This is a genomic window from Streptomyces sp. NPDC090045, assembly GCF_044747975.1.
Classification (GTDB): Bacteria; Actinomycetota; Actinomycetes; order Streptomycetales; family Streptomycetaceae; genus Streptomyces.
On sequence record NZ_JBIVFA010000002.1, the window covers coordinates 129,296 to 150,514 of the forward strand.

Below are 21,219 nucleotides of genomic sequence, written 5' to 3' on the forward strand. Positions count from 1 at the left end.
ATCCCATCAGCCTATGCTCGGCGCCCTCGGGCTGCACCGGATCGAGCTCGACACCTGGAGCGGCAACGATCGGGCCCTCCGTGCCTTCGCCAAGGCGGGCTTCCGCGAGGAGGGCCGGCGCCGGTCCACCCTGCTGGTGGCGGGCAAGCGCTACTGCTCGATGAGGGCGTGGGCTCGGCCGGCTGCGCCGAAGCCCGGGCCTGGGTCCCCCTCCTTCACACCGCCGCCGCCCCGGCCCCCGCACGTCGTGTGCGGGGCCGGGGCGGCGGTGTGTCCTGCGTGTACCGGGTGGTTCTACGGGTGGGTGAAGTAGCCGAGGAGGTCGGTGATGACGTGGTTGCCGCCGCCCCAGCTGTTGAAGACGCTGACCTTGCCCGAACCGACCGGGGTGGTCACGTGGTTGGGGACGGTGGTGCCGGGCAGCGTGTTGAGGCTGCTGGCGCCCGGGAGCGTGCCGCCGAAGGCGTACGCCGTCAGGAAGCCCGGGCCGGTGGTGTCGGTCGCGGTGACGTTCAGGACCGCGCCCACCGCGTTCGCCGGCAGACCGGAGACCGTCGTCGTGGCGCCCGGGGCGAGCTTGCCCGTGGTGCGGGTGTCGGCGAGACGCTTCGGGACGACCGGCTTGAACAGAGCCTTGCCGTCCTTCCCGTAGTAGCCCACCGCATCCAGCACCAGGTGCGTGGACCCGGAGTTGGTGAAGAGGGTGATCGTGCCGTCCTTGCCGACCGGCACGATGGCCTGGTTCGACTTGTCCTTGCCCGGCTCCAGGTTCAGGTTGGAGGTGGCGGTCCGCCTGGCCGGGTCGGGGTAGGCGATGACGTGCGCGTCCTCGGTCGAGCCGGTGCCGGTCAGGTTGAAGGCGACGGCGGTGGCGTCGGCGGGGATGCCGTTGACGCCGGTGACCTTGACGGTGCGGGTGTTGCCGCCGGTCAGCGCGCCGCCGCCGGTGCGGGTGTCGAGCATCCGGGTCGGGGCGAGCGGGCTGAACCGCTGCCCGATGTTGGGCTGGTAGTAGCCCACGAAGTCCGCGATGATCGACGCCCTGCCGGAGTTGAGCTGCGCCAGGACCCCGCCGTGTTCGCCGACCGGCACCGTGACGGTGTTGGACGTGGTGGCGCCGGCCCGGACGCTGACGTTCGAGGTCGTGGGGCGGTCCTGCCCGGCGGGCCAGAGCGTGAGGTGGGTGTCCTCCAGGGCGCCGGTGACGGTCACGTTGAGGACGACCGCGGCCATGCTGCCCGAGAACGCGTGCCCGAACGGGTCGTGCCCGGTGGGCATCTGCATCCAGAGGGGCGTGCCGCCCGGCATCGAGGGGGTGTCGTCGCGGGTGTCGTAGATCCGGACCGGCTCGACGGGGACGAAGCCGGACGCCGCGTAGTCGGCCTTGACCGTGCGGCTGGAGCTGGACGTCGTGCCCTTGGAGTCCTGGGCGGTGACGGTCACCTTGTAGTCGCCGGGCGTCCGGTAGACGTGCGTGAGCTTGGACAGGTCGGAGACGCGCTCGGTGGTGCCGTCGCCGAAGTCCACGTCGACGCGGCTCAGCGGCCACGGCGCCACGGTGGCCGACGGGTCGACCTGGAAGGTCAGCGGGGAGATGCGCTCGGTCGGGCCGGCCGAGGCCGGCAGGACCGGCTCGGCGGTGAATGCCGTGGTCAGTACGCCGGCCGGGGTCACCTTGACCTGCTGCTCGGCGAAGGCCTTCTTCCCGGAGGCGTTGGACGCGGTCACCTTGACCACGCACGCGCACGGAGAGCCGTAGACGTGCGAGGCGACGGCCTGGGCGGCCTCGCCCTGCCGGGTGACGACCGGGGCGCTCCCGTCGCCGAAGTCCACGCTGTACGACATGCCGGTGGGCCACTGGCTGTTCGACGAGGCCTTCACCTCCACCGTGGTGCCCACCGGTGCCCAGGCCTGGTCGACCGACATGGTGACCGTGCTCAGGTAGTCGTGGGTCTCACTGACCCCGCGGTCGAGGAACCCGCCGTCCTTGCCGGTGTTGGCCACGCGGGGGTCGTCGATCGGGCCGAAACCGGCGATGTCCAGGGAGGCCAGCGCGCCCGGCGCCGTCGCGTCGGCGGAGTCGACGAGGGCGGCGTTGACGTCCGCCGGGTTCAGGAGGTCCTGCCCGCCCTGGCCGGTCGCCGCCCGGAACTCCGAGGGGGTTTTGTAGTCGGTGCCCGCCCAGTGGTACGGAGCATCCGTGACCTCGGGCTGGCGATTGAGGACGTTGTAGTCGGCGCGGGTGCCGGCCGCCGCGCTCTGCGCCACCAGGAGACCGTGGCGTGACGGGGAGGGCGTCTTGCAGGCGGGCTGGGAGCGCTCGGCGATGATCAGGTTGTTGAACACCGAGGTTCCGGTGGAACCGCCGCTGACCGAGATGCCCGTACCGCAGTGGCTGGTGACGTTGTTGTTGGCGATGGACGTGCCGGGGGCGTCCACCACGGAGATCGCGGGCTGGGAAATGCTGTGGCGGACCCTGTTGCGGCTGAGGACCGTGCGCTGGGCGCCGGCTCCGATCTGCGCGGAGATGACGGTGCTCCGGCTGACCCGTACGTCCGCGCTTCCCGCACCGATCACGAGCTCGCGCAGAATCTCGGACGTTTCCACGGTGATGTCGCTGGAACGCTCGACCTTGGCGCCGCTCCGCGTATTGATCCCGCGGAACACGAGGTGGGAGGCGCCGTCGATGGTCAAGGCGCCGCCCAGATTCGCCTTGCGGGCGCCGCCGGTCTCGGTGGTGAAGGTGATCGGCTTGCCCGGCTCTCCGGAGCGGTCGATCGTGAGGGCTCCGGGGTAGGAGCCCTCCGTGATCCGCACCGTCTGGCCCGGTTCGGCCGCCTTGGCCGCCGACTGGATCGAGCAGAACGGGGCGCTCTGCGTTCCGGTGCCGGTGTCGGAGCAGTTGGCGTTCTCGCCGTTGTTCACGAACAGTTCGGTCGGGGTCTCGGCGGCGGAGACCGCCGGTATGCCGAGGATGGTGACGAGGCCCGCGGTGAACAGGACCGCCGCACGAGTAGGACGTGCCAACAGTTTTCCTTCGAGGACGGCCCGTTCCCCCGAAGGGCGTCAGGCGCATGAGACATACAGATGCTGCTCATGATCCCTTGGCGGACAGGCCGTTGTCACCATCGAATGGAACGCGCTCAACACGGGTCGGGCAGGTCTAGCCCCGGGTCACCGGCCGGTAGGTGCACACGTGGACGCCCGCCGGGCTGATGGCGGTGGAGGTCAGCTCGAAGGTGTGCAGACCGCCGTCGGCCGGGAAGATCGACTTGCCGCCGCCGAGGAGCACCGGCATGACCATGAGCCGGAGCTCGTCGGCCAGGCCCTCGCTCAGCAGGGTGCGTACGAGGGTGGGGCTGCCCATGACCACCAGGTCGCCGCCGTCGCCCGCCCGCAGTTCGCGGATGCGGGCCACGGCCTGGTCGCCCGCGATGCGCGTGGTGTTGTTCCACGTCAGCTCGTCCTCGCCCAGGGTCGTGGACACCACGTACTTCGGGAGCGCGTTCATCCGGTCCGCGAACGGGTCGCCGGCGCGGTCGGGCCACGCCGCGGCCATCGTCTGCCAGGTGCGGCGACCGAACAGCAGTCCCTCCGCGTGCTTCGTCGCGTCGTCGAAGGCGCCGCCCACGACCTTCTCGTCGAAGAAGGGGTGCGACCAGCCGCCGTGGGCGAAGCCGCCGTCGTTGTCCTCGCCCTGGCCGCCGGGGGCCTGAACGACTCCGTCGAGGCTGATGAATTCGGTGATGACGATGCGCATGGGGTGTTCCTCTTCCTGGGGCCGGTCGGTGCGTACAGAGGAGAGACTGCCGCGCCCGCCGGAATTCATCGCGCCCCCACGCACGTCCCGTAGTGATGCGGGTCACGCGGTCACCTGTCGGTGCTGGCTGATTACGAGTGACAGTGGCTGGTTCGCGAGGGATGATGATCAGCGTCTGTCCGCGTTCGCGTGCGCCCGACTGACGCTGGGGGAACAGAACGTCTACCAGTCGTGCGGCGCCGCGACCGGCGCGACCCCCACGTCACTTCTGGCTTGAAGGAAACCCTTCTGGTGCGTCCCACTCGTGCGACGGTCCTGCTGACCGCAGGTCTCGTCAGTCTTCTCGGTGTTCCGGCCGCCGCGGCCGCCGAGGCCCCGACCACGCTCTACGTGAACAACTACGCCGGCTCCTCCTGCTCGGACGGCGGCCCCGGCTCGCAGGCCGTGCCCTTCTGCACCATCTCGGCCGCGGCCAAGGTCGTGGCGCCGGGCCAGACCGTGCGGATCAAGACGGGCAAGACGTACCCCGAGGCCGTCACCATCGACCGCTCCGGCGCACCGGGCAAGCCGGTCACCTTCGTGGCCGACGGGCCGGTGGGCAATGTGGTGAACCTGGGCAAAGAGACGCTCACCATCAGCGGCGCCTCGCACGTGGTGGTCCGCGATCTGAACGCCAGCGGCGGCTTCAGGATCAACCGGTCCGCCGACGTCGAACTGGACCGGATCAAATCGTTCGGCCCGACGACCGGGGTGTCCCTGGTGGTCGGCGACGCGAGCACGGACGTGCGCGTCAGCCGGGCGCTGCTGTACGGCGCCCGGATCGAGGGCGGCGCCGAGCGCACCGTACTCAGCCGCAACGAGATCCACGGCACCGAGGACGATCCGATCGCCGTGATGGACGCCCCCGGCACCGTCATCACGAACAACACGATCTCCTTCGGCTGTGGCACGGCCGTGTCGCTCGGCGGCGGTTCGACCGGCTCCGCCGTGTTCAACAACGCGATCAACGCCACGTACCGGTCCGTTACGTGCGACCCGGCGCGGGGACGCGGCGGCATCGCGGTGGCGCAGAGCGCGACGGCCGCCACCCGCTCCGACTACAACCTGATCGCCGGCGACTACCAGGCCGGACCGGTCTACAAGTGGGGCGGCGCCGACTACCGGGACCAGGCGGCGTTCCACGCCGCGACGGGCCAGGGCGGCCGGGACATCGTGGCCCCGTCGGCCCAGGAAATCGGCACGAAGGCCGTCGACTCCGCCGACGCGACGGCACCCGGCGTGCTGCTCACCGACTCCCGGGGATATCCGGTCGCGGACGACCCGCGCGTGCCCAACACCGGCAAGGACGGCGGGTACCTCGACCGCGGCGCCCGCGAGGGCCAGGACTGGCTGGAGAGCGTCCGGCTGGAGCTCGACCAGCCCTGGGCGCCGGCCGGCACCACCGTGAAGGCGACGGCCACCGCGGTCAGCGCGTGGTCCGGTCCGCTCACCTACCACTTCTCGTTCGGTGACGGGTCCGCCCCGGTCGTCACCAAGGAGCGCACCGCCACGCACGTCTACAGCGCGCCGTGCGAGTGCACGGCCACGGTGACCGCGTACAACGACGCCAACCTGAACACCAGCGCCGGGTTCAAGGCCAAGGTCACCGCGCCCGGTCCGCTGACGGCCGGCTTCACCTCCAAGCCGTTCCTGCCGAGCGCCGAGGACCCGAGGGCGTACGTCGCCCCGCTGACGGTCGAGGTCGACCCGCGGAACTCCGCCGCACCGTGGCCCGTCCAGCAGGTGGACGTGGACTTCGGTGACGGGGCCAAGGAGCGGGTGTCCGCGCTGGAGCCCGTCCGGCACGCCTACGCGCAGCCCGGCGAGTACAAGGTGACCGTGACCCTCAAGGACGCCAAGGGCGCCACCTCCACGGTCACCCGGACCGTGCAGGCCGCGTACGCGGCGTCGGGCTACGTGCCTGTGTTCCCGTTCCGTGTCCTGGACAGCCGTCTCTCCAACAGCCCGGTGCAGGCCGGCACCCCCGCCCATGTGGCCGTGCCGGTCGTCTACTACAGCTCGGGCCCCCACCACACGGGCGGGGCGACCGCGGCCGTCCTCAACGTGACGGTGACCGGCGCGACCCAGGACACCCACCTGAACGTCTGGCCCTCGGGCCAGCCGCGCCCGACGACCTCGAACGTGAACGTCCGCGCGGGCGGCACCTCGTCCAACACGGTCACCGTGCCCATCGGCGCCGACGGCAAGATCCTCGCCCAGCTCAACTCCGGCCAGGGCCACGTCGTCGTCGACTTCGTCGGCTACTACCAGCCCAACACCGGGCAGCGGTTCAACCCGGTCACCCCGACCAGGCTCGCCGACACCCGCACCATGGGCGGCGCGCTGGGCGCCGGCAAGACCCGGACCGTCAAGGTGGCGGGCGTGCGGAGCATCCCGCCGGACGCCGCCGCCGTCGCGCTCAACCTGACCAGCACCGGTGCCACGACCGACACGCACGTGATCGCCTATCCGGAGTCGGACAAGCGCCCCGCCACCTCGAACCTCAACCCGGAGCCGGGCAAGGACAAGTCCAACCAGGTCATCGTCCCGGTCGGCCCGGACGGCACCATCACCCTCTACAACAACGCCGGCTCCACCGACCTCGTCCTCGACGTCGTCGGCTACTACCACGAGTGGGGCGGCGGGGCGTTCTTCACTCCGGCCGTTCCCAAGCGGCTCGCCGACACCCGCACCACGGGCAAGCTCGCCCCCGGCGCGACCAGCACCGTCGCCGGCATGCCGGCCAACGCCGTCGGCGCGGCCCTGAACGTCACCGCGACCGAGACCACCGACGCCGGCTTCCTCACCGTCCACGGGTACGGGACCGCCCGCACGGACGCCAGCAGCCTCAACACCCGTCCCGGCGAGACCGTCCCCAACCACGTCATCACCCCCGTCGGGGACGGCAAGGTCAGCATCTGGAACAGCTGGGGCGGCAGCAACCACGTGATCACCGACCTGTTCGGCTACTTCACCCAGGGCTAGCCGACCCGGGAACACCCGCAGCACACCGGAGCCCCGGCCCCCGCACACCGCGGAGGCCGGGGCTCCGGCCGTTCGGCACTCCGATCCGAAACAGCGCCCATCGGGGCAATCCGGGCGAGGAGTTGGGGTCTTTGTGCGTTCGGTCATGAGACCGTGGTGAAGCCGAGACGAATGGTGCGTCACATCTGCCGGGCGGACGGCGAGTCGGGTCCGAATACCTGATAGACAGTGGATATGCACGGCTAGACCGGCCGTAGACCTTTGACGGCTCCTGGGGGGATCGCCGCACTGTGAAGCCGCTTCACCGTCACCTCGTCAACACCTCGCGCAAGGTCCTGTGCACGGCCGCACTCGCGGCCAGCCTGACCACCGCCGCGGTCGTGACCAGTCCGTCGACCGCCGACGCGGGCGAGTCGGAGCCGACCCCGGACAGCCCGCAGGCCACCGACCGCGGTGACGCCCGGCTGGACCTGCCCGACATCGTCGCAGACCCGCCGCCCGCCGGCGCGGGCACGCAGGAGGGGGCCAGCGGGATACCCGCCACCGCCCTCGACGCCTATCACCGCGCCGAACTCTCGGTGGCGGCCGCACTCCCCGGCTGCAAGCTGCCCTGGCAGCTGCTCGCGGGCATCGGCCGGGTCGAGTCCGTCCACGCCTCCGGCTACGGGCTCAAGGCCGACGGCTACACCGAGAAGCCGATCCGCGGCCCCCGCCTCGACGGCAACGGCTTCGCCGAGATCCGGGACACCGACAAGGGCGAGTGGGACGCGGACACGGTCTACGACCGCGCCGTCGGCCCGATGCAGTTCATCCCGTCCACCTGGGCCACCTGGGGCGCCGACGGCAACGGCGACGCCAAGCGCGACCCGAACAACATCTACGACGCGGCGCTGGGCGCGGGGCTCTACCTGTGCGCGGGCGACCGGGACCTGTCGAACCAGGCCAAGCTCGACGCGGCGATCCTCAGCTACAACAACTCCCGCGAGTACGTGAACACCGTCCTCGGCTACATGCGGCAGTACCAGAACGGCGCCGCCGAGGTGCCGAACCCGCCGGCCGGGAACTACCCGCCCCAGCAGCCGGGCACCTCGCTGCCCACCCCGGTGCAGACCCCGGTCACGCCGACCCCGACGCCCAAGCCGACGCCGACGCCGACTCCGACGCCGACCCCCACCCCGACGCCCACGCCGACCCCGACCCCGGAGAAGCCGGCCCCGCACCTGAAGGACCTGACGCTGGTCGACGGGCCCGGACTGACGGCCGAGGCCGGCGCGGCCTTCACCGTGACCCCGAAGGTCAAGCTGGCCCTGAGCGACGGCAAGCCCGCCGCCGACCGCGAGGTGATCTTCACGGTCGAGGAGGACACCACCGGCGGCACGCTCTTCGGAGCGGAGAAGTCCCTGGTGATCAAGACGGGCGCCGACGGCATCGCCGCCGCGCCCGGCCTGAAGGCGGGCACCAAGGCGGGCACCTTCACGCTGCGCGCCTCCGCCTACGACACCACGACCCGGCTCACGGTGAACTTCGAGGGCCGCGTGACGGTGACGGTCGCCGACAAGCTGGCCCGCCCGGAGGGCTCGAAGCCGCTGGAGACGGTCGCCGGTACGAGCCTCACGGGCGTGCAGGTCCTCGCCACGGCCGCCGGCAAGGCCGTCGCGGGCACGGAGGCCGTCGCCGACCTGGTCGTGAAGGACGCGGACGGCAAGTGGGTCCCGGTGGACCCGGCGACTGCGAAGGGCCCGTACTTCAAGGACGAGGACGGCAAGAAGGTCTTCGGCCGGGTGCTGCCCAAGACGGGCGCCGACGGCAAGATCGTCCTGCCGGAGCTGTTCACCACGGACGTGCCCCCGGGCACGTACTCCCTGCGTCTGACCACCAAGGAGAACGTGACCCTGATCCTGGACATCAAGATCACCTCCCCCACCACCCAGCCCCCGGCCTAACCCGGCCCGGGCCTGCCCGGCCCGCCCCTGGCGGCCCCGGGCAACCCCGGGCAACCGGACGGCCGAGGCCGCCGGGGCCCCTGGCAGGCCAGGGCCCCGGTCGCAGCCCCGGCCCCGGTCTTGCCGGGGGCCGCCGGGCCCGCCCAGGCCCAGCCTGCCGGGCCGGGGCCCAGCCCCGCCCAGCCTGCCGGGCCCGCCCTAGCCCGGCCTGCCGGGGCCCGGGCCCGGCCCGCCCCGGCGGCTCCGGGCCCGGGCGCCGGCCCGTACGGCAAGTGGCCCCCGGCACCGTCCCACGGTGCCGGGGGCCACTGCCGTACCCGCCCCCCACCCCGGGAGGGAAAAGGCAGGAGCCCTGCCGCTCTGCTCGCGCAGAGGGGACAGGGCTCCTTGGGTACTGCTTTTCCAACCCGCGATGAGGTTGGCCCAGGCGATTAGGCCGGGGTGACGTTCTCCGCCTGCGGGCCCTTCGGACCCTGCGTGACGTCGAAGTTCACCTGCTGGTTCTCCTCGAGGGAGCGGAAGCCAGAGGCGTTGATCGCGGAGTAGTGGACGAAGACATCCGGGCCGCCGCCGTCCTGGGCGATGAAGCCGAAGCCCTTTTCAGCGTTGAACCACTTCACGGTTCCGGTAGCCATGAGCCCTCCTATGGGCCAAAGGGTCGCCCTGCTCCAGAACCTGCTAAGAAGTCTGAAAACTACAAAAGCCTGCGGGTCACATTCTCCGCAGGCCTCGTACTGCAAGGGAAACCAAACTGCAACTTGCGGTGAGCCTAGCACGCACCCTGTGGCGGAGACCAGAGGGAAAGATCACGTCACCCGGACGTTTGAGACCCGCCCGAAGGCTGACGCGGACACGGGGACTAGTCTCGCGATGTGGACGTCTACCGCAGCCGGCCCCGCGTCGGCCACATTCAGTTCCTGAACTGCCTTCCCCTCTACTGGGGCCTGGCCAGAACCGGCACACTGCTGGACCTGGAGCTGACCAAGGACTCCCCCGAGAAACTCAGTGAGCGCCTCGTCCAGGGGGACCTGGACATGGGCCCGATCACCCTCGTGGAGTTCCTCCGCAACGCCGACCAGCTCGTCGCCTTCCCCGACATCGCGGTCGGCTGCGACGGTCCCGTGATGTCCTGCGTGATCGTCTCGCAGGTGCCCCTGGAGCAGCTCGACGGCGCCCGCGTCGCCCTCGGCTCCACCTCTCGTACGTCCGTACGCCTCGCTCAGCTGCTGCTTTCCGAGCAGTACGGGGTGCGGCCCGACTACTACACCTGCCCGCCGGACCTGAGCGCGATGATGCAGGAGGCGGACGCGGCGGTACTGATCGGGGACGCCGCGCTGCGCGCCTCCCTCCACGACGCACCCCGGCTCGGGCTGACCGTGCACGACCTGGGGAACATGTGGAAGGAGTGGACCGGACTGCCGTTCGTCTTCGCCGTCTGGGCCGCCCGCAAGGACTACCTCGCCCGCGAGCCCGGTGTCGTGCGCGAGGTCCACGAGGCATTCCTCGCCTCCCGGGACGTCTCCCTGGAGGAGGTCGCCAAGGTCGCCGAGCAGGCGGCCCGCTGGGAGGCCTTCGACGCGGACCTGCTGGAGCGGTACTTCACGACGCTCGACTTCCGCTTCGGCCCCGATCAGCTGGCCGGCGTAAGGGAATTCGCACGCCGTACGGGACCCACGACGGGCTATGCCTCGGATGTCGCCGTGGAACTCCTGAACGTGGCGGCCGTGGAAAGCTGACCGGGTTACCGGGAATTCACGTCCTTTTCGTGCTTCCGGTGGTTGCGGCGGAATGCGCTTGGTGAATAGGGGAGTTCCCCGGGGGGCGGCTGTTCCGGCCCGTCCGCCCAGCGGCTAGCCTCGGTTGATCAGCGAGGGCCCAGTGGGTGGTCGGGCGCGGCACGCGCCGGCGGTGAGGGGACAAGGTCATGCGAGTCCTGGTGACGGTCGTACAGGGGGGCATATCCCCGCAGGACGTCGTGATCAACGCGGACGAGACGGCAACGGCAAGGGACGTGGCGGAGGCGGTGGCCTCGGCCTTCGGCCTCGCCCACCCCGGGCAGGCCGCCGGGCTGCGCGAGGTGGTCGTACCGCTGCACGCCGGCTTCGCGCCGCACGCGCCGGCCGGACCGACCCTCTGGGCCGACGGGCACCGCTGCGATCCGGCCACACCGGTCTCGGGGATCCTGCGCGACGGCATGCGGGTCTCCGTGGACGACGCGATCGGCCCGCTGCTGCGCAGGGGCGAGCCCGCCGGGCACTACGAGCTGCGGGTCTCGGGCGGTCCGGCCGCGGGCCGGGTGGTCCGCCTGGGCGTCGGTACGGCGACGATCGGTTCGGCTCCCACCTGCACGCTGCCAGTGGCGGACGGCGCGCTGGCCCCCGTCGCCGCGCGCGTGACCATCGACGTCAAGGGGAATGCCACCCTCCAGGCCCAGGCGGGCGCGGGGGTCCTGCTGGACGGGGAGCAGGCCGAGGGGGAGCAGGCCTGGCCGCTGGGGACCTTCGTACGGGCCGGGGACTCGCTGCTCGTCCTCGACCGGGTCAGTGAGCCGGACGCGCACCTCTCCGCCACCGGCGAAGGCGGGCTCGCCTACAACCGCCCGCCCCGGCTGTCGCCGCTGCGGCCGCGGCCCCGGGTGGTCGTCCCCGTCCTGCCGTCCAAATCGGAGCGGGCCCGCTTCCAGATGATCGCGGCCTTCACCCCGATGCTCTTCGGCCTGTTGATGTTCGCGGTCACCCAGCAGATCTACATGCTGCTCTTCTGCGCGATGACCCCGATCATGATGCTGGGGCAGTGGATCAGCGACAACCGCGAGGGCAAGAAGAAGAACAAGACCTCGATGAAGCAGTACAAGAAGGACGTCGCTGCCTTCGAGGCCGAGCTGGCCCGGCTCGGCAAGCAGGACCAGGGCTACCGGCGGGGCGACAGCCCCGACCCGGCCGAGATCCTCCTGTTCGCCACCGGACCGCGCCGCCGCCTGTGGGAGCGCAGGATCACCGACGTGGACGCGCTCCAGCTGCGGGTGGGCATCGGCGTCCTCCCGGCCGACGTGGAGTTCGCCATGGCCCGCGGCGGGTACGCCGAGGACAGGCCGGAACCGCCGCTGGTGGACGACGTACCGGTCACCCTGCCGTTCGCCGAACTCCGTGTCGTCGGTGTCGCCGGCGACCGCCCCCGCGCCCTCGCCACCGTGCGCTGGCTCGCCGTGCAGGCCGCCGTGCTGCACAGCCCCCGCGACCTCTCGCTGGTCGTGCTGTCCTCCGTGCGCGAGGCGGGCGCCGACTGGGAGTGGGCCCACTGGCTTCCGCACACCTCGCCCCAGCTCGGGCAGGACTGCGTCGCCCTGGTCGGATCCGACTCCGAGGCCGTCACCCGCCGCGTGACCGAGCTCCTCAACGAGCTGGCCCGGCGCAAGGCCGCCCGCGAGGACCACAGTTCGATGAGCGGCGGCATGGCCCCGGACCCCTTCGTCCTGCTGGTGCTGGACGGGGCGCGGCTCCTGCGCCGGGTCCCGGGAGTGCCGCAGCTGCTCCAGGAGGGGCCGGAGTACGGGATCTTCGCGCTCTGCGTGGACGAGGACCAGCGGGTGCTCCCCGAGGAGTGCTCGGCGGTCGTCGCCTGGAACCTCGACTCGCCGACCCGGGTACGGCTGCACGGAAGCGGGCTGGAGGCCGTCGGCGAGGTGCTGGCCGACCAGGTCGGGCCCGAGTGGTGCGAGCTGCTCGCCCGCTCCCTCGCGCCGGTGCGTGACGTGAGCCGCGACGACGCTGGTGGATCCCTGCCGACGGCGGCCCGGCTCCTGAACCTCCTCGGCATGCCCGACCCGACGGGCTCCGACATCGAGAAGGTCTGGCGGGCCGGAGGCTCGACCACCTCGGCGCCCGTGGGCATCGCCGCCGACGGAACCTTCACCCTGGACATTCGGCGCGACGGCCCGCACGCCCTCGTCGCCGGTACGACCGGCGCGGGCAAGTCCGAGCTGCTCCAGACGATCATCGCCTCGCTGGCCGTGGCCAACCGTCCCGACGCCCTCAACTTCGTCCTCATCGACTACAAGGGCGGCAGCGCCTTCATGGACTGCGCCCGCCTCCCGCACACCGTCGGCATGGTCAGCGACCTCGACGCCCACCTGACCGAACGGGCCCTGGCCTCGCTCGCAGCCGAACTCCACCACCGCGAGACGATCCTGTTCAACGCGGCGACCAAGGACATCGAGGACTACAACGACACCCGCAAGCTGCGCCCCGAGCTGGAGCCGATGCCCCGGCTGGTGCTCGTCATCGACGAGTTCGCCTCGCTGGTCGCCGAGCTCCCCGACTTCATCGCCGGTCTCGTCGACATCGCGCGCCGAGGCCGTTCGCTCGGCGTGCACCTGATCCTCGCGACGCAGCGCCCGGCCGGTGTGGTGAGCGCGGACATCCGGGCCAACACCAACCTCCGCATCGCGCTGCGCGTGACCGACGGCACCGAGTCCCAGGACGTCATCGACGCCCCGGACTCCGGCGCCATCGCCAAGTCGACCCCGGGACGCATGTTCGTACGCTCCGGCGCGCAGTCCCTGGTGGGCGTGCAGTCCGCCCGGATCGGTGGCCGGCGCCCGGCCACCGGGAACAGCGGCCCGAAGGCGAACCTGGTCCCGCTCTCCTGGGCCTCGTACAGCCGCCCGCTGCCCAGGGTCGCCGACTCGAGCGACGACGGCACGATGGTCACCGACCTCGCCGTGCTCGTCGACGCCGTCCGGTCGGGCTCGGAGTCCATGGGTTTCCCCGCGCCGCGCAGCCCGTGGCTGGACCCGCTGCCCGAGCACGTGACGCTGGAGGACCTGCCCGCGGCGCCCGCCCAGACGCACGGGGACGTCCCGCCGATCGGATACGCGCTCACCGACCTGCCCGCGAAGCAGGCCCGCGCGGCGTTCGGACTCGACCTGGTGGGCGGCGAGCACACCATGCTGGCCGGCGGTGCCCGCTCGGGGCGGTCCACGGCCCTGCGCACCCTGGCCGGAGCGCTGGCCCGCAGCACCGACCCGGGCGACGTCCACATGTACGGGATCGACTGCGGGTCGAACGCCCTGCTGCCCCTCGTACGGCTTCCGCACGTCGGCGCGGTGGTCAACCGTGACGAGCCCGACCGGGTGCGGCGGCTCATCGACCGCCTGCTGAAGGAGATCAACCGGCGCCAGCAGCTGCTGGCCATGGAAGGGGCGTCGAGCGCGGCCGAACAGCGGGCGGCGGCCGCTCCGGAGGACCGCCTTCCGTGGATGGTCCTGCTGCTGGACAGCTGGGAGGGCTTCTTCTCCGCCTTCGAGGCCTACAACTACGGCCAGCTGGTCGAGATGGTCCAGCGGATCTTCCGCGAGGGTTCGGCGGTGGGCCTCAAGGTGGTCATGACGGCCGACCGCAGCGGCCTCAGCGGCATGGTGGCCTCCGCCTTCCAGGACCGGCTGATCCTGCGCTTCGCCGACCCCAACGACTACGCGATCGCCGGCCTCAACGTCCGCGAGGTCCCGAAGAACATGGGCCCGGGCCGCGCGCTGCGCATCACCGACACCGGCATCGACGAGACGCAGCTGGCCCTGCTCGACCCGGACCCGTCGGGCCAGGCCCAGGTGCGGATGCTGCGGGAGATCACGGAGGAGGTGCAGGTCCGGTACGGCCGCGTCCCGGTGCGCCGCCGCCCGCTGCGGGTCGATGCCCTGCCCGCGCGGATCACGGCCCAGGAGGCGCTCGCCCTGGACCCGGAGTTCACCGCGCCGTCGCCGCTGTGGGCGCTGCTCGCGGTGGGCGGGGACGAACTGGCTCCGCTCGGCATCGACCTGGAGGAGTCCGGCCCCGGCTTCGTGATCGCGGGTCCCCCGAAGTCCGGCCGCTCGACGTCCCTGGTGTGCGCGGCGGAGTCCCTCCTGGCGGCGGGCACCCCGCTGGTCCTCATCACCCCGCGGCGCTCGCCGCTGCGGGACCTGGAGGGGCATCCGGGCGTCCTGGGCGGGCTGAACGCGGAGAGCCGCGAGGAGGACCTGGCGGAACTGACGGAGAAGGCGGAAGGGCGCCCGTACGTGGTGGTCGTCGACGACGCCGAACTGCTCTACGACACCCCGCTGGACGAACCGCTGGAAGCCCTGCTGCGCAAGGGCGCGGACGGTGGCCTCGGCCTGCTGACGGCCGGCACGACGGACGCCCTGTCGTCGCAGTACCGGGGTTTCGTGACCGCGGCGCGCAAGTCGCGCAACGGGCTGCTGCTGACCCCGCAGAGTTCGCAGGACGGAGAGATGTTCGGCATCCGGCTGCCGTCGAACACGGGCGGCGGCGCGCCGGGCAGCGGACTGCTCGCGTCGGGCGGCTCCTTCAAGCCGGTACAGGGCGTGATGCGGGGCTGAGGCACCGGGCTGGGACATGGGGGGCGCCCGCCGGGTCCGGTGGGCGCCCCGCCGCCTTCTCGGCGCGCGCACCGGATCGACGCCCTCCGGCCGCAGTAGGTTCGTATGCTGATCCCGTCATTGATCGACAGCGGGGGAGGCTGTGATGGAGAGACCGGACACGCAGGGGCGCACGCGACGGCGGGTGCCCCGCGACGAGGCCCATGAGGCCCACGAGGAAGCGAATTTCGTCCAGAACTCCCGGAAGTGAGCCACCAGATGCCTTCCTACGACAGTTCCCGCGCCCGTTTCCGGCTCGCCGACCGGCACATCGCGGTCCTCGCCCACCTGGTGGACGGTGAGACGCCGCCGGCGGAGCTGACGGAATCCATGGGTGAGCTCCAGCGCGTCGGCCTCGTCGGGGAGGAGGGGGAACTGGCGCCCGTACTGCGGGAGTTGCTCGGGACCCTGGCGAACCCGCTGACGATGGTGCAGATCGAGATCACCGGGGAGCACGGCCCCGTCGACCACGGGATCGTGGTGGGCCCCGAGGCGGTCGTCTCCTTCGACTCGTGGCCGGGCGAGGACGAGGCGGAGTACGTTCCCGTCGAGCCCGGGATGCTCGTGTGGGAGCTGTCGCGCAAGATCAACCTGCGGCGCGCCGAGCCGGACGTCGAGCTCCCCGAGGTGACCCGGATCGAGACCACCATGGGCACCCTGGACGCGGTGTTCGTGGCGCTCAACGAGGCGGCGGCAGGCGGGGCGACCGGGGGCGACACGGAGATCCGCGACCTGACCCGCCGGGCGGCGACCGGGGTGGACCCCGCTCTGACCGGCCCGGCGCTGGAGCAGTTCCTGGAACTGGTCCTCGCGCTCAACTCGACCTGGCGGGTCACCACCGTCTGGGACGGCCGCCACGAGGGCGAGCGCGCCACCATGGTCCGGGCCCTGGCGGCCTGGGACTGCGGTCCGCTGGGCTACTGGATCCGGGAGGCCCCGGAGGAGCCCATCATGCCGGGCCAGGTCACCCCGGAGAGCACCCTGAGGGTCGTGCGCTCCACGCCGGGCGAGATCTGGGACAAGCTCGTCGATCTCCTGCCGGACAAGGAAGACCTGTACCTGGAGGGCTGAGCAGCGGGGGCGGGCCTGGTCGGGCCCGCCCCGTGGCTCATCAGTCGAACGGGTTGAGCTTCTTGAGCGCGCCCTTGGTCTTTTCCTTCACCCAGTCCTTGGCCTTGCCCGCTCCGGCCTTGATGCCGTCCCAGTTCTCGACGATCTTCGCGCCGCCGTAGATGACACCCGTGACCACCGCCGCGCCGATCGTGATGGGGGTCGGGGCGATCATCGCCGCCGTCAGCGAGGCGTTGAAGCCGACCTCGGCCCAGTCGCCGATGTACTTGGCCTTGTTCTCCTTCCACGCCTTGCCGTGATCCTTGTCGATGGCGTTCCACGCGCTGAAGCCGGTGGCGGCGACGCCGCCGACCACGCCGGCGCCGCGCAGGAACCCCGCCGTCTTCGCGGCCGCACCCAGGCCCGCCCGGAACGGGGATCCGGCGGGCGCTCCCGGGACGGCATTCACCCCCCGCTGGAGCTCGGCCGCGTTCCCGGCGACAGTGAACAGGTTCGCCTGGCCCGCGCGGGTCACGGCCTGCCCGGAGTGGGTCACCCCTCCGAAGACCTTGGCGGCCGTATCGGAGCCGACGACGAAGTCGATGGCGGCGTTGGCCTTGGAGCCCTGCATGAAGGGGAGGGCGCGGAAGCGGTCCCAACCCCTGCCGAACAGGTCACCGCGCACGTTCGTGGTGCCCGGGACGCGCGCGGCGTCCTGGTAGGTCGAGCTGTTCGCGAACATGCCGCCGAGCCGCCCGGGCATCCAACTGCCGGGCGCGGACACGGACCGGATGGGGGGCGACCACTTGACGATCTTGTTGCCGCTCCAACGGACCAGGCCGACGTCCGAGGACCGCAGCATGGCACCGATCCGGATGCGCAGGGCCCTGCCGGAGGTGGTGTTCACGTGGTTGCCGACCAGTACCCGGGTCAGCGAGGTGCCGGAGATGCTGACCACTCCGGCGGCCATGGCGACGCTGTGCCAGTCACCGAAGATGCCCACCAGGGTGGCGATCGTCTCTTCGTGCAGCGGCATGCCGGGTATCTGTTCCAGGGCGTGCGCCGTGAGCCGCTCGATGTAGTCGTTGACGGTTTCCTCGGGTTTGCGCTTGAAGTCGTACGCCTTCGGATCGTCGCTGGCGGCCACCGAGTTGGCCAGCAGGAAGAGATCGGGTGTCAGCCCGTCCCCCTGGTACTTCGCCAGCTCCTCCGGCGTGAAACCGGCCCACAGCAAGCCTGCTTGCGGGTCGCCATCCTCCAGGCGGGCGATGGTGGCCCTCTTGCGGAGGTCCGGAGCGGTGTCGTTCGCCCAGGCGCGGAGCGGCTTGAGCGCCCCTAGCTTGCTGGTCACGCCCAGCGACGCGGCGCGGGTGAACGCCTCGTCCACCTTGTCCCGTACCCCGCCCCGGCCGTCGATCAGCTTGGCGAGCTGATCGAGATCGTTCGGATTGGCCTTTCGCATGATGCCTCCCCCGAGAACATGCTGTCGATCAACTGATCGTATGCGGCAAGATGGGCCGACGAGGCTTAACGGGAGGGAATTTCATGGTGTTCGGGAAGAAGAAGCAGGCCCAGCCCGCTGTCGATCCGGGGCCGTGGGAGCGGATTTCCAAGTTCACGGTCGGGACGGTCACACGGAACGCCTTCCGTACGGCGAAGCGGGGAGAAGGGCCGCTGGCCGTGCGGGCGTTCAGCTGGGTGGAGGGCGACGTGGAGCGGACCCCGTTCCTGTACGTGGTCCCGAACGAGCCGGAGGCTCCGGTGCGGGCGAAGGGATTCAGGCTGTACCCGACCCCGGACGCAACCGGCACGCCGGTGTGCTCGGTGCTGCCGGACGCGAAGGCGGGGGGACGGTACCAGGTCCTGGACGCCGAGGGCGTGGAGCTGGGGGCGGTGCTGCGGACACCGGTCGCCAAGCGTTCGGTCCAGCACGGCTGGTGGCTGGAGGCACCCGGCCATCCTGAGATCGCGGCCAGGTACCACTGGACCGAGAACACGGCTTCGGACGTCGGAGAGCGTGCCGCCTTCCAGGTGATGAAGGTCCCCTTCCTGGTGCTCCAGGAGGTGGTCACCCTGGGCGGCAGCAGCGAAGGCGGCGACACCGCGCAACCGAAAGCCCCCAAGCCGGCCACCTGGCGCTCGGGAGACACCACCGTGATCACCGCCGACCACCAGTTCGGCGCGCGCTGGTACGCCATCAAGGCACCGTGGCTGGACCGTCGGCTCGGCTTCGCCCTGGCGGTGCTGCGCGACGGGAACCGCAAGCCGGCGGAGGGTGCGACCCCTCAGTAGGCGGCGCCGGTCGCCTGGGCCAAGGCCGTCAGGAAGGCCGTCCGGTCGTGGGTGGCGATGGAGAGCTGCTCGCCCTGGCGGGTCGCGATCACCACGCTGTCCATGCCCATCGGGACGCCCCAGCCACCTCCGACGAGCCGCGGCGCACCGAAGTCCGAGGCCCGCAGGCCGGGGATCGGGGCGTCGATGGAACCCGCCGAGGTGGCGTAGCGCGCCGCCATCCCGGGCGTCGCCTGCTGGAGGGCCGCGTGGACGGACCCCGGGTCGATGGTGGCGAGGGCGAACTGCGCACGGCCGACGCGCAGGGTGCCCTTCGAGGGGTCGATTCGGATGCGGTTGTAGATGCGCTTCGAGATCGGTACGCCGAGGCAGGGCAGCAGGAGCAGCAGGAAGATTGCCGAGACGGCGAGCCAGGCCCCGGTGTCCTGGGGGATCGAGTCCACGCCCATGGCGATGACCCCGGCCAGGTAGAGGCCGACGCATATGGCGGACCAGGTCTTGGGGAGCTTCTCGACGTACATCTCGGGTCCTCGGTTCGTCTCGTGTCGTCTTGTGGGCGGTCGGCGAGCGACTACCGGTTGATGGCCTGGATCTCCTGGACCGTCACGTCCTGGGTCGTGCCGAAGGTGCCGCTGGGCAGCTGGCCGCCCTGGCCGGTACTGCTGCTCCATTCGACCTTCCAGGTCACCGTCGCCCGGAGCTTGTGCGGGCCGGTGCCGGTGGTGGAGCGGAGGTACGTGACACCGCAGGGCGGGGCCTGGTTCGCCTTGTCCGGGCTGAACGGGGCTCCGATGCTGCCGTCGCCGGCGATGGGGCAGACCCCGCCCGCCGGGTGGACCTGGGCGTCCGGCGTGCCGGGGTCGATCTTGAGCGACACCGGGGTGGCGGTGGTGGTCGCCGACAGGCCGGAGTTGGGGATGCTCGCCGTCACGGAGACGGGCCTGAACGTCGACTTGTCGAGCCAGGTCCACGTGGGCAGGTTCACCGTGGACTTGTCGCCCGGCTTCATGGTGATCGTGGTGTCGGGCAGCCGCAGCTCGTCGTACGCGTACTCGGCGAGGACCTGCGGGCTGACGGCGAGCGGCTCCGCGGGAGTCTGGCCGTTGGGCACCCAGAAGGGCAGCTTGTCGCATGCCGTGGCCGCGGGGTCGTCCTTGCGCTTGGGGTTGACCACGGACGCCCAGAACATGCCCTGGCCCTGCTTGTCCAGGTTGTAGTCCTTGTAGGGCGTGCCGTCCTTGTAGTAGCCGTTGAGGATCGAGGCGAACGTGTCGCCGAACAGCGGAAGGCCGTCGATGGCCTTGACCGTGGACTCGATCTCCTTCGGGGAGAAGGCGGGTTCGTACCAGCACGCCGGGGGAGTCCAGTTGCTGTCCTCCGAGCTCAGCGTGCCGGTCTTGGCGGAACCGGGACTTCCCGGCGTGCTGACCTGGATCTTCGTTTCGGCGGTGATGTTCTGGCCGCTCTTGCCGCCCTTGGTGCCGCCGCCCCGGTCCGCTTGAGCGGCGGGTGCGGCCTGGGCTGCGGCGAACACACTCAGGATCAGGACGGTTGCCGTCCTCCGGCGCGTCAGGGCTGGCATGCCTGGAATCCTCGCTCCGAGATCGTCTTGGTCGTCTGCCAAACGCCCTTGTCGTTCTGCTCAAGGCGTTCGTTGTAGAACACGTACGAGTTCTTGGTGACGGGTGTCACGTCGACCTTGCCCGTCTTCAGGTCCTTCGTGTACCCCTTCGTCTCGTCGGCGCAGTACGTGAGCGCAGCGGCGCCGTCCTTGAGGAAGGTGACCTTGCGGGAGAAGTACCTGACCGTGCCGGTCACGGTCTTGCCGTCCTTGATGAAGCCGTTGATCCAGTTGGTGGCATCCACCAGGGCCGTGTCCTTCGTGTAGAAGGCCACCGCCTGGGACTTGGGGTCCTTGCGGGCGATCGCGTCGTCGACTGCCCGTACGTGCTCGGCGTTGTCGCGAAGTACCGCGTCCATCTTCGGATCCCCGCTGTTCTCGCCTTCGAAGACGAGGACGTCGTCGGCGGGGAGGGAGATCTTCGGGCGGTCCGCACCACTGGGTGCGGAAGGGCTGGGCGAGGCCGACGCGGAGGCGGAACCGCTGTCCACGCCGGGGATCGCCTTGTCTGCCTCCGGCTTGGAACCGCCGCCGCAGGCCGTCACCGTGAGGGCCAACGAGGCGACGAGGGCGGCGAGGCCGACCCGGTTTCGCACGATCATGGTCAACTTCCGTAAGTTTGCTGCAACTAGATCATGGGCTCATCAGATGATGGCATGAAGGCGGGGCCCGCCCCCGTCGATATGCTGAGACGGTTGTCGAGACAGCGGGGGAGGCTGCCATGGGTAACCCGGACATTCAAGAACTCAACCAGCGCGCTGGCGCTCTGAGGTCGCTAGCCGACCACATCGAGAAGATGATGGAGACACCGCGCAACTTCAGCACGGGGGAGATGAAGACCTGGGAAGGTCCGAACGCCACCGATGTGCGCGGCAAGTTGGGCACCTGGCACACGACGTGCGGCACAGTTGCAAAGTCTCTCCGCGAAGAGGCCCAGCAGAGCTCGGACGCGGCCAAGGAGCTTCAGAAGCCCAAGCAGTGAGCCACGGACGGCGGGGGGGCCCCCCCGGGGGGGGGGGGGGCCCCCCCCCCCCGGGGGGGCCCCCCCCCCCCGCCCCCCCCCGGCCCCCCCCCCCCCGGGGGGCCCCGGGGAGCAGCCCGCGGCGGGCGGGGAGGG

The 21,219-nt window shown here is 71.1% G+C and carries 15 protein-coding genes; 8 read left to right on the forward strand and 7 right to left on the reverse strand.

All coding sequences use genetic code 11. From position 1 onward, the window contains the following. Nucleotides 1–13: 13 nt before the first annotated feature. Nucleotides 14–313, forward strand: a complete 300-nt coding sequence (locus ACIPYQ_RS05525; RefSeq protein WP_401246430.1) for a GNAT family N-acetyltransferase — start codon at nucleotides 14–16, stop codon at nucleotides 311–313. On the opposite strand, the gene ACIPYQ_RS05530 is transcribed toward ACIPYQ_RS05525, so the two are convergent. Continuing rightward, nucleotides 295–3,027, reverse strand: a complete 2,733-nt coding sequence (locus ACIPYQ_RS05530) for a PKD domain-containing protein (protein ID WP_401246433.1) — start codon at nucleotides 3,025–3,027, stop codon at nucleotides 295–297. The two genes, ACIPYQ_RS05525 and ACIPYQ_RS05530, sit on opposite strands and share 19 nt — an antisense overlap. Before the next feature lie 136 nt (nucleotides 3,028–3,163). Further along, entirely contained in the window at nucleotides 3,164–3,760 is a 597-nt protein-coding gene (locus ACIPYQ_RS05535; RefSeq protein ID WP_401246436.1) for a dihydrofolate reductase family protein, read from the reverse strand. A 291-nt stretch (nucleotides 3,761–4,051) separates the two neighbouring features. Between ACIPYQ_RS05535 and ACIPYQ_RS05540 the strand changes: the two genes are divergently transcribed. Next, nucleotides 4,052–6,784 (forward strand): PKD domain-containing protein, encoded by a 2,733-nt coding sequence (locus tag ACIPYQ_RS05540; RefSeq protein ID WP_401246439.1) that lies wholly within the window; start codon nucleotides 4,052–4,054, stop codon nucleotides 6,782–6,784. A 290-nt stretch (nucleotides 6,785–7,074) separates the two neighbouring features. Beyond that, nucleotides 7,075–8,727 (forward strand): hypothetical protein, encoded by a 1,653-nt coding sequence (locus ACIPYQ_RS05545; protein ID WP_401246442.1) that lies wholly within the window; start codon nucleotides 7,075–7,077, stop codon nucleotides 8,725–8,727. 431 nt (nucleotides 8,728–9,158) lie between these two features. Here the strand turns inward: ACIPYQ_RS05545 and ACIPYQ_RS05550 are convergent, their stop codons facing one another. After that, the gene (locus ACIPYQ_RS05550) at nucleotides 9,159–9,362 is read right to left on the reverse strand and encodes a cold-shock protein (protein WP_007265804.1); all 204 of its coding nucleotides are present in this window, start codon (nucleotides 9,360–9,362) and stop codon (nucleotides 9,159–9,161) included. Nucleotides 9,363–9,599: 237 nt separating this feature from the next. Between ACIPYQ_RS05550 and ACIPYQ_RS05555 the strand changes: the two genes are divergently transcribed. The 3 genes from ACIPYQ_RS05555 to ACIPYQ_RS05565 all read left to right on the forward strand — a co-directional run bounded on the left by ACIPYQ_RS05555 (nucleotide 9,600) and on the right by ACIPYQ_RS05565 (nucleotide 16,210). Further along, nucleotides 9,600–10,463, forward strand: coding sequence for a menaquinone biosynthetic enzyme MqnA/MqnD family protein (locus ACIPYQ_RS05555; protein WP_401246445.1), 864 nt, complete (start codon nucleotides 9,600–9,602; stop codon nucleotides 10,461–10,463). A gap of 188 nt (nucleotides 10,464–10,651) precedes the next feature. Next, nucleotides 10,652–15,100, forward strand: a complete 4,449-nt coding sequence (locus ACIPYQ_RS05560; protein ID WP_401246448.1) for an FtsK/SpoIIIE domain-containing protein — start codon at nucleotides 10,652–10,654, stop codon at nucleotides 15,098–15,100. Nucleotides 15,101–15,358: 258 nt separating this feature from the next. Continuing rightward, nucleotides 15,359–16,210 carry a hypothetical protein gene (locus ACIPYQ_RS05565; protein WP_401246450.1) on the forward strand — a complete coding sequence of 284 codons (852 nt, stop codon included), beginning with the start codon at nucleotides 15,359–15,361 and terminating at the stop codon, nucleotides 16,208–16,210. A 40-nt stretch (nucleotides 16,211–16,250) separates the two neighbouring features. Here the strand turns inward: ACIPYQ_RS05565 and ACIPYQ_RS05570 are convergent, their stop codons facing one another. Further along, nucleotides 16,251–17,651, reverse strand: coding sequence for an ABC transporter permease (locus ACIPYQ_RS05570; RefSeq protein ID WP_401246453.1), 1,401 nt, complete (start codon nucleotides 17,649–17,651; stop codon nucleotides 16,251–16,253). An 83-nt stretch (nucleotides 17,652–17,734) separates the two neighbouring features. On the opposite strand from ACIPYQ_RS05570, the gene ACIPYQ_RS05575 reads away from it, so the two are divergent. After that, complete coding sequence (locus tag ACIPYQ_RS05575) at nucleotides 17,735–18,481, forward strand: hypothetical protein (RefSeq protein WP_401246456.1); 747 nt, start codon at nucleotides 17,735–17,737, stop codon at nucleotides 18,479–18,481. Here the strand turns inward: ACIPYQ_RS05575 and ACIPYQ_RS05580 are convergent. From ACIPYQ_RS05580 to ACIPYQ_RS05590, 3 genes are read right to left on the reverse strand one after another with little or no spacing between them, the layout of a single operon-like run. Further along, nucleotides 18,475–19,002 (reverse strand): hypothetical protein, encoded by a 528-nt coding sequence (locus ACIPYQ_RS05580; RefSeq protein WP_401246458.1) that lies wholly within the window; start codon nucleotides 19,000–19,002, stop codon nucleotides 18,475–18,477. The two genes, ACIPYQ_RS05575 and ACIPYQ_RS05580, sit on opposite strands and share 7 nt — an antisense overlap. Before the next feature lie 50 nt (nucleotides 19,003–19,052). Then, nucleotides 19,053–20,063: a hypothetical protein gene (locus ACIPYQ_RS05585; protein WP_401246460.1), complete on the reverse strand. Its 1,011-nt coding sequence runs from the start codon at nucleotides 20,061–20,063 to the stop codon at nucleotides 19,053–19,055. Next, on the reverse strand, nucleotides 20,051–20,704 hold the full coding sequence (locus ACIPYQ_RS05590) for a hypothetical protein (protein ID WP_401246463.1): 654 nt from the start codon (nucleotides 20,702–20,704) through the stop codon (nucleotides 20,051–20,053). Before ACIPYQ_RS05590 ends, ACIPYQ_RS05585 begins: the two co-directional genes overlap by 13 nt. A gap of 119 nt (nucleotides 20,705–20,823) precedes the next feature. On the opposite strand from ACIPYQ_RS05590, the gene ACIPYQ_RS05595 reads away from it, so the two are divergent. Next, nucleotides 20,824–21,084: a hypothetical protein gene (locus ACIPYQ_RS05595; RefSeq protein WP_401246465.1), complete on the forward strand. Its 261-nt coding sequence runs from the start codon at nucleotides 20,824–20,826 to the stop codon at nucleotides 21,082–21,084. Nucleotides 21,085–21,219: the final 135 nt, after the last annotated feature.